Origin of the sequence: Membranihabitans marinus (assembly GCF_021729155.1) — a bacterium.
Taxonomy (GTDB): Bacteria; Bacteroidota; Bacteroidia; order Chitinophagales; family Saprospiraceae; genus Membranihabitans; species Membranihabitans marinus.
The window spans coordinates 1-14,544 of sequence record NZ_JAJQYA010000042.1 but is presented as its reverse complement, the minus strand read 5'-3'; the positions used below and the strand labels follow the sequence as shown (position 1 = coordinate 14,544).

At 34.6% G+C, this 14,544-nt stretch carries 8 protein-coding genes; 7 read left to right on the top strand and 1 reads right to left on the bottom strand.

Annotation, left to right across the window (positions count from 1 at the left end; translation table 11 throughout):
• Nucleotides 1-122 precede the first annotated feature (122 nt).
• Nucleotides 123-500 (bottom strand): DoxX family membrane protein, encoded by a 378-nt coding sequence (locus LVD51_RS17990; protein ID WP_236972759.1) that lies wholly within the window; start codon nt 498-500, stop codon nt 123-125.
• Nucleotides 501-1,112: 612 nt separating this feature from the next.
• Between LVD51_RS17990 and LVD51_RS17985 the strand changes: the two genes are divergently transcribed.
• The 7 genes from LVD51_RS17985 (at nt 1,113) to LVD51_RS17955 (ending at nt 14,365) form a co-directional block, all read left to right on the top strand.
• Nucleotides 1,113-1,688 carry an RNA polymerase sigma factor gene (locus LVD51_RS17985; protein WP_236972758.1) on the top strand — a complete coding sequence of 192 codons (576 nt, stop codon included), beginning with the start codon at nt 1,113-1,115 and terminating at the stop codon, nt 1,686-1,688.
• Nucleotides 1,689-2,134: 446 nt separating this feature from the next.
• Nucleotides 2,135-5,503, top strand: coding sequence for a TonB-dependent receptor (locus tag LVD51_RS17980; protein ID WP_236972757.1), 3,369 nt, complete (start codon nt 2,135-2,137; stop codon nt 5,501-5,503).
• Nucleotides 5,504-5,527: 24 nt separating this feature from the next.
• Nucleotides 5,528-7,336: a RagB/SusD family nutrient uptake outer membrane protein gene (locus LVD51_RS17975; RefSeq protein ID WP_236972756.1), complete on the top strand. Its 1,809-nt coding sequence runs from the start codon at nt 5,528-5,530 to the stop codon at nt 7,334-7,336.
• Nucleotides 7,337-7,519: 183 nt separating this feature from the next.
• Nucleotides 7,520-8,680, top strand: coding sequence for a FecR family protein (locus tag LVD51_RS17970; RefSeq protein WP_236972755.1), 1,161 nt, complete (start codon nt 7,520-7,522; stop codon nt 8,678-8,680).
• An 841-nt stretch (nt 8,681-9,521) separates the two neighbouring features.
• Nucleotides 9,522-10,010: a PH domain-containing protein gene (locus tag LVD51_RS17965; protein WP_236972754.1), complete on the top strand. Its 489-nt coding sequence runs from the start codon at nt 9,522-9,524 to the stop codon at nt 10,008-10,010.
• 513 nt (nt 10,011-10,523) lie between these two features.
• A complete protein-coding gene (locus LVD51_RS17960) occupies nt 10,524-12,371 on the top strand; it encodes a DUF3857 domain-containing protein (RefSeq protein ID WP_236972753.1) in 1,848 nt (615 codons plus the stop codon).
• Nucleotides 12,368-14,365 (top strand): DUF3857 domain-containing protein, encoded by a 1,998-nt coding sequence (locus LVD51_RS17955; RefSeq protein WP_236972752.1) that lies wholly within the window; start codon nt 12,368-12,370, stop codon nt 14,363-14,365. Before LVD51_RS17960 ends, LVD51_RS17955 begins: the two co-directional genes overlap by 4 nt.
• The last annotated feature ends 179 nt before the right edge of the window (nt 14,366-14,544 follow it).

The following is a 14,544-nucleotide window of genomic DNA, read 5'->3' as shown; positions in this document are numbered from 1 at the left end:
TTTAAAAATTCTAGAAACATTTCAATTGATGGCAATAATGGCAAGAGCCAGTGACAAACCTAATGAATAGGGTAGTGGATTGTGATTATAATAATAATTGCTATAGGTAATTAAACATTATATTATTTCGAAACAAATAAACTTGCATATTTCTCGCGATGTGCATAAGCCAAAAACAGGGTAGCTAAGAGAACAAATAGGGCTATTGGAATACCATCTGGCATTAGAAAAATATGAAAGCCAACAATATTGATGACAATAGGGAAAATGATGACTGCCGAAAGGGCCAAGTATCTTCCCGAAATAAATGCGATTCCACAGCACAATTCTATAATTTTGACTAAGGGAAGGATAAATACAGCAGCTTCTAGCCCCTCGTGATACAATTTCACATTACCTGTTAATTCGGGTTGAGGCATAAGATTAAAAAAATAGGAAATAGCTGAAAAAATAAACAAAGCCCCTAATAAAGTCCGTACAATTATGATAGCAATTTTCATATTTCTAATGATATTGGTGAATAAAAATCCTTAAAAAAATGTTTCCTGCTGTGGTTATAGCTCTACAATAATATGGTATTTCGCCGCCCATAAAAAATATACCTCCCAGTCTCAATTCGACCTAACCATTATGGTAATATACTAATATAGAAGGATATATTTACATAATTGTATAATTTTTTTTGCAAGGATTTGTAAAATCCAAAGATCTTTAAAGTTAGATTTTGTTGATCTCAATATGTGACTGTATAGCCTAAAATAATATGATATTGAGACATATAGTGAATTGTTCTAATCTTAGGGCTAATAGTTGGGGACCGACGAATTCTATTACCATATTGAAATTCTGTTGCGATGATGTTTATTTCCCAAATGATTGTTATTATTCTTTCACAATTTCTATCTATGCTATGTAGCCTAGTACATCGCTTTGTCACAGGGTAAACAGTCTTATTTACTCAGTCATATTTATATCTAGATCCTCCTACAACATGTTACGTTTACATTCATAGGATATAAAAAGATGAATTGATTTGAAGTCAATTTTTTCCCAAGACTAGATTAAATCAAAATATAAATGACTATATTAAATTTTGAATATTCGAAATCGATGTGAATAAGGATTTTAAAAAGAAAGATGACTCTATTCTAATTAAGTATGTTGCCCAAGGCAATCGTGCTGCATTCAATACTATATATTATAGATATTGGGAGTCTTTATTTCGCTCGGTTTATGCTGTACTTCATGACAAAGATCTTAGTTTAGATGTGGTCCAAGAAGTTTTTATTTGGTTTTGGGAAAACCGTAAAAAATGGACCATTACCAACTTAAAACCCTATCTCAACGCCGCTGTCAAATACAAGATAGCCAATACCATACGCCATAATAAAATCCATATTCGCGCAATTGAATCCATTGCAATTACACAGCAAGATGAAGTCTTTAACTTGGAAGATGAGTTAGAAGTGCGCGAATTAAAAGCAGTAATTTTAGACTTCACCAACCAACTTCCCTCTCGCTGTCAACAAATCTTCAGAATGAGTCGATTTGAGCAATTATCCAATAAAGAGATTGCCAAAAAATTAGGTATTTCTGAAAAAACAGTTGAAAATCAAATAACGATTGCACTGAAAAAACTAAAGGTTGATTTGGGAAAATTAGCTTTTTGGCTAATTTTTTTAATTTAATTATTCGAGGCCACAATCATCAGATACTGATAGAGTTATAATCCATTTCTGCTTCGAAATCACCGTAAAAAACAAATTATTTCCAACAGGCTTTGGGGGATAACCCCATTACAATGTTACTAATAATACGAAAAGATCAAATTTGTATTTGCCAGTAATGAACAATCACACAATAAAAACCACAACTTGATATCCCATTCAAAGGATCAAATTTAATGGATTGAGATATCTCTATGCAAACCTTTACGGGGAAAAAAAAGATTAAAAACCTAAATGGTCATATACAAATAAAATTTTATTAACCAATTAATACATTATGAATAGGGAAAAAACAAATTTGCAAAAGCCGTCACACCCCACATGATATGTGACAATTAATTAATTCTCAAAAACGAATCACTACTTTTTAAAAACGAATCAAAATTTATTAAAAAAATTAAGTTAATATGAAGTATATTATACGATTAAAAATACATCCATTTTGGGATGGATTGATTTCGACCAAAACAATTAGAATAATGAAATTGACTTCAATATTTTCATTGTTATTATGTATTCAGCTAAGTGCAACCGTAGCTGACGCACAATGGGTATCGTTGGAAGCAAAGAATAAAAATATTGAGGAAGTCTTTATGAGTATTAAAGATCAGACTGGGTTCAATTTTTTATTTAATCACAAAATTTTATCCAATGCCAAACCCGTATCCGTTCAATTGCAAAAAGCTTCCATAGAAGAGGCATTGTATGCTGTATTCACGGATCAACCATTGGAATATGCCATCATTGAAAATACCATCGTGGTTAAGCAAAAATCCACCTCGATATTGAAAAGGTTATTTGGCAAACCTGATATTCCCATTGCAGAATATTATATTGCTGATAATATACACCCCTTAGCCAACATCGAAGGGAGGGTCATGGATACCAATGGAGAGACCATGATTGGAGTCAATGTCATCGTAAAAAATTCATCAAAAGGTACTACTACCGATATAGATGGAATGTTTTCTATTGAAGCAGATCTTACCGACACTTTACTATTTTCCTATATTGGCTATCTCAGCAAGCAGGTAGCAATAGGGGGCAATACATTTTTAAATGTTGAAATGGAACTCAATGCTGAGGAATTGGAAGAATTAGTAGTAGTAGGGTATGGAGTTCAAAAGAAAAGCGATCTTACCGGCGCTGTTTCCTCTATGAAATCAGAAGATATCGATCGAGCTAACCCTACGGTAGCGGCAAAAGCATTACAAGGCCAGGTTGCCGGTGTTACCGTTTCCAAAGCCAGTGGACGGCCCGGTGCGGGATATACTTTAAATATTCGAGGTCTCAATTCTATTAATTATAGCAACGAACCATTGACCGTAATCGATGGGGTTATGGGTGGAAACATGAATGACCTAAATCCAGCGGACATTGAGTCCATTGATGTATTAAAAGATGCCTCAGCAACAGCCATTTACGGATCACGAGGTGCCAATGGCGTAATTATTATAACCACTAAAAGGGGGTCAACTGGTAAACCTCAAGTAAGTTATAATGGATATGTAGGGGTAAAAATGCCAAATCACCTTCCCGAGATGATGAATGCCCAGCAATTTTACAAAGCCAGTGTTACCGATAATCTTGCCAATGGAGGAAACCCCAGGTCTTTTACTTCTACTGAAATAGACTTGGTTGAATCCGGTCAAACTACTGATTGGATCGATTTGGTGACAGACCCTAGTCTCCAGACTAATCATTCCCTATCAGTAGCTGGAGGAAATGACAATTCTAATTACTATTTTTCAGGTGGATATCTCAATGAAGGAGGAAGTTTACTCGATACCAAATACGAACGTTTCAGTATAAAAGGTAGCATCAATAGCCAACTCAACAAAGTCATTCGCGTTGGATTTATGGCGAATTATATCGTTGGAGATCTCAACTTGGGATCTAATGAAGCCATTAGAAGTGCTTACCGTGCACGTCCTACCGGCGTAGTATATTACGATGATATCTTAAACCCCGATGAAAACAAAGACGTGGATTGGAATGGCTATGCCAGCTGGATGGGTATCAACGACAAACAAGTCCTTCATCCTTTGGTAGAAGCTCATCCCAACAATTTCCAAGATGAAACCAGAACAGGCAATTTTTATGGAAATGCTTTTGTAGAGCTGACCCTTTTAGAAGGATTAAGTGTTCGGTCATCTTTGTCAACCAATGTATTCAATGAAAGATTTGGTCAATACAGAGGAACCTTTACAAAATCACAAAAGACTACAAATAATCCCCGTGCTTACTACAATACCACGAACTCCTCTAATTACACGCTAGACAACATCATCAATTACAAAAAAACCATAGGTGATCACGATTTGTCTTTTACGGGTTTACAGAGTTCATATTTTTTTAGAAATGAAACACTAACGAGTTTTGTAAATAATCTACCTTATAATTCTCTTTGGTATGCCTTGGGAACTTCGTCAACTATTGATGATCTCAACACCAATTTAGTAGAACGATCTATATTGTCTTATATGGGTAGAATTATCTATGGTTTCCAGGGTAAATATATTGTCACATTGACCAATAGATGGGATGGGGCATCGCAACTCAGCGAAGGCAATAAATGGGACTTTTTTCCATCAGCGGCAATAGCTTGGCGACTAAGTGAAGAAAATTTCATTAAAAATATGGAAAATATCTCCAATATGAAGTTGAGATTGAGCTATGGATTAGTAGGCAACAGTGCTGTCGGAGCATATAGTACACAATCGCGCTTGACCAATACGGCTTACGATTTTGGAGGTAATCCAGCTTTTGGATTTGCACCGAGTAATTTGGCCGATAAATCATTGAAATGGGAAAAAAGTAAGGAAATTAATCTGGGTTTAGATATTGGTTTCTTTAGAAATAGAATCTCTACCTCTATAGAACTTTACCAGAGAAACACCGTCGATTTAATCTATCAAGAGCAAATCCCAACTTCTACCGGATTTAGTTCTGTGGCGACTAATGTTGGAGAGGTATCCAATAAGGGTATTGAACTCAACATAAGTACATTTAATATTGAACGAAATAATTTTTCTTGGCGAACCAATATCAATTTTGCCACCAATAAAAATGAGGTAGTATCCATTGGACGAGATGGGATTCAAGCCGATATCAGTACAGGGTTATTTGTAGGACATCCATTGAGAGTAAATTACGATTATCAATTTGATGGTATTTGGCAATTGGACGAAATAGAGGAAGCTACTAAATACGGGCAAAAACCGGGTTCTGTAAAAGTCGTGGATCAAAACAACGATGGGCAAATATCTTCTGGCAGCGGTATTGACGACAGAGTAATATTGGGAAGTCAACAAGAAAAATGGACTATGGGTATTACCAATAAATTTAATTACGGAAACTTTGATTTTTCATTTTTAATATATACCAGTCAAGGAGCTCAATACCGAAATAGCATGTTGTCTGGTACCATGGGAGAAATAGGTGCGGGCAGATATAACGTACTCAACCTCAATTACTGGACCATTGACAACCCAACCAATGATTACTATGCACCTGGAGTATCTAATCCTTATCGGACTGCTATTCAATACCAGGATGCCAGTTTTGTAAGGGTATCTGATATTACACTGGGATATTCCTTGCCGCGCAACATTCTCAATAAAATGGGCATTGGAAAATTAAGAGCTTATGCACAAATAGACAATCCATTTTTGTTTCACAATTTTGACGGTATGGATCCTGAATACAATACGGGATTGTACAATGATGATGTTTCTTCATCTACCATATTATTTGGCGTCAATCTTTCATTCTAATCCCAATAATTCAAATAATATATTATGAAAAAATATAAATTAAAATATATAGTTGTGTTGATCAGTTTTATGGTCAGCTTTAGTTGTCAAGATTTTTTAAAGGAGGAATCTATTTCAATCCAAACCACAGATGGTTATTATGTAGATGAAGCGGGGTTTGAAGATTTAATCCGCTCCAACTATCAATTACTCAGAGATATACATAAAAATAGAGATTTGGTTTTTATGGGAACCGATGTTTTTACTTCTCCAGGTTGGGATAAAATATCCGATGGCAGTCAAGGTGGTGTACTCAATGTTTACGATGTAAGATACAATGCAAGTATGGGTAACTTATCATCGCTCTGGACACTGTTGTATCGACAAATTGGCAGAACCAATACCGCCATTACGAGACAATCTGATATCCAAGGAATGGATGAAGGTAAAAAGGCAATTCGAGTAGCAGAGGCCAAATTTTTAAGAGCATATGCCTATTTTTATTTGGTACAACAATTTGGCGATATACCTATGCCTTTAGAAGAAACGGTTACAGGGTCTAGAGAAGTTACCAGAGTACCTGCAGCTGAAGTGTATACTCAGATCATAAATGACCTTACAGAAGCAGAAAGTATATTGCCTACTGCCGATAATACAGAGTATGGGAGGGCAACGAAAGGAGCCGCTCAATTTTTATTGTCCAGGGTTTATCTCACTAGAGGTTGGAACTTCAACAACAGTTTAGGAGGTAGTCCAGCTGACTTTGATAAGGCCTTAGAATTTGCCGACAAGGTAATTGCAGCCTATCCTATGGTGTCGGATTACAAGACTTTATTCCCCCTTCATAGTGAAAATCCATTAGAAGAAACCTTTCCCGAACAAAACGATAGAAATTCAGAAGTTATCTTTGCTGTACAATACAGTGACAATGTATTGACCAACGACGGAGGTAATGATTTTCACTCGATTTTTGGCGGCACGGCAGAAGATATTCCCGGAGCTACAGGAAGGACGAATCAATACAATCGACATGGATCCATTGGGAATTACTATACCACTCCAGCGACCTATCGACTGTTTGATCCTCAATTGGACTCAAGATATGAGCACAACTTTCTCGATGCCATGGTTGCATTATCTGACGTTAAAGGTTTTGTTCCCAACACCAGTCAACCCGATGTAAAAATTGATATTGATCAAGGTGATACCGTTTTATTTTTCCCGCCATGGAATCGATCTTTTCCCGATGCCGAAAAAGGTATGGACGTAGGAGGGAGTAAGCCTTATGCCGTTCTCAATGTCGACGAAATTGGCATTAATCCATTAACACCTTACCACGGTCAAAATAGAATGCCCTTGATGTGGAAATTTTGGCAGCCTGGCATACCTTATGACGATGCCATGGGGACCTTCGATTACGCCTTATTTCGATCGGCAGAAGCTTATTTAATAGCTGCAGAAGCCATCCTTAAAGGAGCTAGTAATGGAAATCTGGGTGACGCTGAGGTTTATTATAACGCTGTAGTAGATCGAGCTTTGGGCAGTAATGCAGGGAATGACCCGCATAAAGCGGTAGATCCAGCCAATTTATCCTCTTTGGAGACAGTGAGTTATCGCGCCAACGGAAATCTTGATATTGACATGATATTGGACGAAAGAGCACGAGAATTAATGGGAGAATATTGCAGATGGTATGATTTGAAAAGAACAGAGAAATTTATTGAAAGAACGACTGCCTTCAATCCTTGGACAGCGGGCATCGGTCAATTGGAAGCAAAACATTATTTACGACCTATTCCTCAGTCGGAAATAGATCGATCTATCCCTTCTATCCAGCAAAATAATGGATTTTAAATAAAAAAATTAAAATAGGGAACCATAGAATCAAAGTGGTTCCCTATTTTTATAAATATTTATACTATAACAAAAGAAGATGTTAATATTATCTTATTCAGCTCTTAATCATTGGGGGCAAGTTGGTATATAATGTTACTCTATTGATGAAGTAGATTCTCTTCCAAGAGTTAAAGCAATATTATGAATAAAAATAAATATCGGGATTTAGCAAAAAAAATTAGCAGGGGAGAGGCAACAGATCATGAGATATATATTTACAATAAATGGTTTAATGCCATAGAAAAAAATTCTACTATCGATATAGAAGATATTTTAACCGATACAGAGCAGACTAAGGATGATTTATTAAAGCGAATTAATAACAGTATTGACAAAGGAAGAGGATATAATAATATTGTAAAAGGAAAATTTTGGAAATTGGCTATAGCCAGTTCTGTTGTTTTATTTGCAATGACCTGGTTGTATTTCAATATAGTATCAGTACCCGATTCCAAAGTCTACGTTATAGCGAACGATATCGATCCCGGTGGCAATAAGGCCACACTGACATTGGCCGATGGATCTATAGTAGCATTGGGTCAACAGAGTAGAGGTCAAGTAATTAGTGACGGCCCTGCCAAAGTAATCAAACAGGATGAAGGTCTTATTGTATATCAGAATGAAGACGGCTTATTCAATATGAATACTCCCTATCAATATCATAGAGTAACTACCCCTTTGGGTGGAAAATATCAAATCGTACTACCGGACAATAGCAAGGTCTATTTAAATGCCGGCTCAAGTATACAATTTCCAACATCTTTTTCAGATCACTCTAGAGAAGTGGAATTGGAAGGAGAAGGTTTTTTTGAAGTAAGTAATGATCTACAACGCCCTTTTCTCGTTCATTGTCAGGAGCAAACCATTGAAGTTCTTGGCACCCAATTCAACGTCAATAGTTACAAAGACGAAACCAGTATTAAGACCACACTAATAGAAGGTTCAGTAAAGGTCAAAATCGACACCTTGGAAACCGTTATTAGACCTGGTCAGCAATTTTCATTGACCAAAGATGGTCATACTGATGTTACCAAAGTCGATGTTGAACAAGTAATAGCTTGGAGAAACAACTTATTTCATTTTTGGAATACCGATATCAAAGACATTATGAAACAATTGTCTCGTTGGTATGATATTGATGTAACTTACGATGGCAATTTGAGCTCGGAATATATATCTGGTTTTATTTCTCGAGATGTCACCATATCCAATGTCATTCACATGTTGGAAGAGACTGGCAATTTGCGATTTAGTGTAGAAGGCAAAAAAGTGACGGTACATCATATTGAACCTCAAGATTAGTCCACAAACAATCAATTCTATTTCGATTTAAGAAAAAAACTATACACCTTGTCCACTATTGGCGGGACTGTATGAAAGACGGTATGGAGATCACGCACTTTTGGAAATTTTATTCGCTATCATTGATTATCCAGACACATTATGCTATAATTCATTCCAATAAATTTAATACCCAATCAAAATCTGTCCTTGGAAAAACTTATAAGGACATCAACTTACCGCCTTAAAACAACATATCTTCACAACACCTTTAAACACAAGACTTTAAAAAGGTATAAAAAATAAAGACATCAATTTATAAAATAAACTCAGACAGATAAAAGTTTTCAAAAAATAGAAGGATAATTCTTTCAAAGAAGTAAATTCGTTCAATGATTCAGAGTGTCAAAACGATTACCGTAACATTTTTAATTGCCATTTACTGCATAGGCATAAATGCTGTTAATCATATACCTATCCTTTACGACCAGAATCAGGGCAGTAATTTAGAACATTATATTTCTTTTGCAACTCATAAAATTTCTAGCCCAAATCCAAATCCAGAAAATTCCACTTACCGCCTGGATAAACCCATAGCCTCCAATTATGATCTTCCTAACCATCATCAATGGGTAAAATGGCAGGTTCATAAGAAAAGGATTAGAAATGCCTATTCGCAATATATTCTATCATCCTTAAATATATTACCGAGGTATCGCAAGAATGATATCATCTTTCCATTCCATTATTTTTGGTAAGTGATTTTAAATACCTAGCTTTTTAAATCATTCATTTACAATTTAATACACTATGACAAACGCATAGTTGTCATATTATTTTACAAACCAAAAAATCTTTTATTATGGAAATGGAATTGGGAAGTGCCTTAGTGGGCGCTATCGCTATTATTATATGTATACTGCCTTTTGCAATAATGAGCAGAAGCAAAAAACAAAAAAGACAAATTTTATTAGACACTATCAATGATCTCGCCAATCAAAATCAGTGTATAATTCACAAATCTGATGTTTATCCTTATTTCGCTATAGGAATAGATGAAGATCAGGGCAGACTGTTCTATTTTAAAAAAAATACGGATAAAGAGTTGGTTAAGACAATTCTCCTCTCTGAAATTCGAACATGTAAAGTTGTAAAATCCAATACCAGTATCAATAGGAATGGGGACAGAGTAAATATCATTGAAAAACAGTGCTTAACCTTTCACTCTAAGGATCCCGGAAAACCAGATATCTCTTTGGAATTTTTCAATGCTGATGACAGTGTTCAACCTTGCGGAGAAATCCAAGCCAGTGAAGAATGGATGAAATTAATCAATCGTCACATTAGTTAAATAATTAGTTTTTTTAATTCATGTTATCATACATGAGCCTTATTTTCAAAAACGCCTCATTTTTCAATGAGGCGTTTTAATCTAGGATAAATAATATCTGCCATTGATTTGTTTATTAGTAAACAAACAAAAAAATTACTATTTGGCAATATAATACATATTAATAGAGCAGAATGTAAATACAATTCGGAGAAAAAACATTATTTTAAATATCACCCAATCTATAGACACTTTAATATAATATAAATACTTACAAATATTTAATGTATTAAAATTACCCTATCATCGGACTCCATGTTTACAAACCTAAAATAACCTATGCCACACTTCATTATAATGCAACCATCATCCTAGGCAATTCATTTTAATTCCATTTTAGGAAAATAAAATTTTTAATAATTCAAAAATATTATTATATTTAGTTGACAACTGCTAGTTGAATCGATGTGATTTTCATTAAAGTATAGATTTTACCCCAATCAATTTAGAATATTCATTGGATAAGGTAAGTTTATGAATTTAATATATCAACTGCGGCTATTTCTATTTCTCCACTATTTGTTGTTACTCCTACCAACAACGGCTCAAGTATTAAACTACGAGACGGTTATTACTATAGATAAAAACGGGAAGAAAGTAACCTATAAGTCCCTAGTAATTCAGATAAATGACAGCAGCAAAAAATGGCAATCTGAAATAGCTATAGACTACAAACCTTTCCAAAAATTCAAACTCAATCACGGTCACATTCAAGACATTCACGGGAATGTGGTTCGCAAAATTAAAAAGAATGAAATCGTCACAAGAAATAATCCTTCCAGTGACAATTTATACAGTGACCATTTAATTTCTGAATTTGATTTAAATTGGAATGAATACCCATACCAAATAAGCTACAGTTATACTATAGAGGAGGAAGAATACTTAAACGTAATCAATTGGATACCGCTGATATTTTATGAAACAGCGACTAAAAAGGCATCTCTTACCATAAGTACCCCCCAAGATTACCAATTAAAAATACGACAAAGTGAAGAATTTACATATTCAGAATCCATTGATAAAAACATCAAAACACAACTGTGGACAATTGAAAATATCCAACTAGAGTCACAAGATATTTTTTGCCCAGCTATGATTGAAAATCTTCCCCAAGTATATGTTTTACCTCAAATGTTTAATTACCATGTCGAAGGAAGTTATACGTCTTGGAAAACCTACGGAGCGTGGCAAGCTGAGCTCAATAAAGATTCTGATATTTTGCCGGCGTCGGAAAAAGTAAAAGTGGATATTTTAATCCAAGACATAAAAGATACCACAGAAATAATTAAAACACTGTATTACTATCTTCAGGATCACACGACTTACGTCAATGTAGATATTGATGTGGGTGGACTAAAAACCTACCCTGCAGAATACGTATGTAAGAACAAATACGGTGATTGTAAGGCATTATCTACTTATATGAAGGCTATGCTCAATCACGTAGGTATAGAATCAAGATATATGAACATTATTGGAGGTAAAAATCCTAAGAGAATTGTTCAAGACTTTCCCAGTCAACAATTTAACCACGCTATTGTAATGGTGCCTTTAAAAAATGATAGTATTTGGCTGGAAAACACATCAAATTATTTGCCCTTTAATTACTTGGGGAGTTTTACTCAAAATAGATATGGTTTAATCATAGATAAGGACGACAGTAAACTGGTGCGTTCTCCATCTCAAGATAAAATGGATGTCTTGCTCAAACGATCATTTACATTTATACAAAAAGATGATGAATCGTGGGAAAATGAAACTGTTTTACAATTACGGGGTGACAGTTTTGACAAAATGAGATATTTCAATTTAAAAAACGAGAAAGAAAATCAAGAGAAAGAAATTGAAAACATATTGGGAATAAAAGATTTTAAGATTGATAAATTCGATTGGCTAAATTATCATCGAGACAGTACTTTCTTGGATATCCTAGTCAAAGGCACCAGTGCTGCACTTATTCGATCTCTAGGTAAATATCGGGTTTTAAGTCCTTTATCTATAGAAATTCCAACTTTCGAAAACCCCAGTAGTCGCAAGCAAATAGTTCGTTTCAATATCCCCATACACAAAAGCGATACCACAGTATATAAATTAAACAGCGAAAGCGAAAATGAAATAAAACTGCCCAAAGAGATTGAACTAAAAAATAGATTCGGACAATATTCTGCAAAATTTGAGAACCGCAAAAATGAAATTCATGTAAAAGAACGGTTCTTGCTATACCGAGGCGATATTTTACTTGATGAATACGAAGAGTTCTATTCCTTTATAGAGACCATCGACAAATACAAACAGAAATCATCCATTTTAATCCAATGAGAATATATACCATCCTCCTAGCGGCAATGATCATCCAAATAGGCCATGGTCAGAAAATCGAAAGAACTTTCGGCGACATTAAGTCAGAAGAGCTCAATATGACGACATATGAAAAGGATAGCGAAGCACAAGCCATTGTCTTATACGACAAGGGAAAATCGGATTTTGTTGAAAGTTACAATAGCTTTAATATTCGATATACCAGACATCGCCGTATTAAAATATTAGATAGATCGGCAACAGAATATACGCAGGTTAAAATTCCTTATTATGTTGATGGACAAGGAAAAAAAGAAAAAGTATCCTCCATTGAAGCCATAACTTTTAATGTGGTTAATGGGGAGGTAAAAAGTGTAAAAATAGACCCAGCTACAGTTTATGATGAAAAAGTTAGCGAAGAATGGTGGCAAAAAAAATTTGTATTTCCCAATGTACAAGACGGAGCCGTTTTGGAGTTAAAATACGAATTGGAAACACCGTTTCTGTTTAGGTTGCCCGATTGGAAATTTCAAGACGCTATTCCCACCGTATACAGTGAATATGAAGTAGCCTTGATTCCCTATTTCGAATACAAATACATAGCTCAAGGATTGAAAGAATTCAACCACCAATCTTTTAGAAATTCAACTAATAAACGGATATGGGGCAATACTAAAAGGCATACTATCATAGATCAGAATGAAATAGGAACCGTGTACTATGAGAAAATCCACACCTATGTGATGAGAGATATTCCGGCCTTTAAAGATGAATCTTATATTACCTCTAAGAATGATTATATCATGCAAATGGATTTCCAATTGGCCAAAATAAATTATCCCAATGGAGCTAGTAAAGACAGTATGTCGACTTGGCCAGCAATAAATAAAGACTTATTAAACAGCGAATATTTTAAAATGAAGGGCATGGCATATTCTCGTTATGCAAAAGAAATTTTAGAAGTCCATCCCAACCTAGAAACCCTGCCTTACGATGAAAAAGTCCAAAAAATAATCGAATATATAAAACAGAATTATGAATGGGATGGAAACAAATCAAAGTACAGCTCTCAGAGTATTAAAGATCTTTATAATACAAAAAAAGGTAACTCTGCCGATATCAACCTCTATATGATTTCAATGTTGCTAGCTTATGATATAGATGTAGAGCCTATTATATTAAGTACTCGAGATCACGGGAAAATACATTCATTATATCCCTTTGACAACCAGACCAATTATGTAATAGCATTGGTGAATGGAGAAAAGAAATATTTAGCGGATGGAACGGAACCTCTACTTCCCTTTGATCGCATTCCGCCCTATTGTTTTAATGACAAAGGTTTAATCGTACGTAAAAGTGATTCAACCACTTGGATTAATCTCGATATCCACAATATCTCATTGGAAAATACAACGATATCATTGAATCTATACGCTAATCCAGATAGTGCTTCAGGAATTGTATCCATTCAAAGCATGAATTATGACGGATATTATAATAGAAGCTATTTTAGAGATGATACCGATCAATTAAAGGAATATTTTTCTGATAAGGTGGGGAAAATAAATAGAATCAAAACAACCAATTACGATATTACCGACAGGGTTTATATTATCAATATTGAAATTCAACCGGAAATAGAAGAAATAGGTGACCAGCTTATCCTAAAACCATTTTTAAATTTACCAATATCTCAAAATTTGTTAAAACAAAAAGAAAGAAATTATCCAGTAGATTTTGAATATACCAAAATAAGAAATTTCGGAGCCGAAATTAAAATTCCAAAATCGTTGAAATTAATAGAAGTCCCTGAACCCTACCATTTAAGTAATGATTTGGTTGAAATAAAACTAGAATATATTCATATGAACCATGGTCTGCAAGTGATGGGGATGTACGAATTTAAAAAGCCTATATATCAACCGAATGAATATCAATTATTAAAAGAATGTATGGATCATATTGTTGCAAAATTCAATGATGTAGTAATTTTTGAAAAAGTGGATTTATAAATCTGTATCAAAGGTGTATATAAATCTATATTCTGGTGATGATAGGGTAGAGTCATTCAAAGCTTTGGATCGGGTAGGGAGTACGATCGAATTGGGGACTATGGAGACTGTTCAATTAAGTGTGTCTACTTATCTTAGCAAACTATGAAAAAAGAGAAGAAAAACGAGAAGGAAATACT

Bases quoted from the DNA above. Each gene is read 5' to 3' on its own strand.
- LVD51_RS17970 (WP_236972755.1), top strand. From the start codon at position 7,520: ATGAATAAAAATAAATATCGGGATTTAGCAAAAAAAATTAGCAGGGGA.
- LVD51_RS17960 (WP_236972753.1), top strand. From the start codon at position 10,524: ATGAATTTAATATATCAACTGCGGCTATTTCTATTTCTCCACTATTTG.
- LVD51_RS17955 (WP_236972752.1), top strand. From the start codon at position 12,368: ATGAGAATATATACCATCCTCCTAGCGGCAATGATCATCCAAATAGGC.
- LVD51_RS17990 (WP_236972759.1), bottom strand. From the start codon at position 500: ATGAAAATTGCTATCATAATTGTACGGACTTTATTAGGGGCTTTGTTT.
- LVD51_RS17980 (WP_236972757.1), top strand. From the start codon at position 2,135: ATGAAGTATATTATACGATTAAAAATACATCCATTTTGGGATGGATTG.
- LVD51_RS17965 (WP_236972754.1), top strand. From the start codon at position 9,522: ATGGAAATGGAATTGGGAAGTGCCTTAGTGGGCGCTATCGCTATTATT.
- LVD51_RS17975 (WP_236972756.1), top strand. From the start codon at position 5,528: ATGAAAAAATATAAATTAAAATATATAGTTGTGTTGATCAGTTTTATG.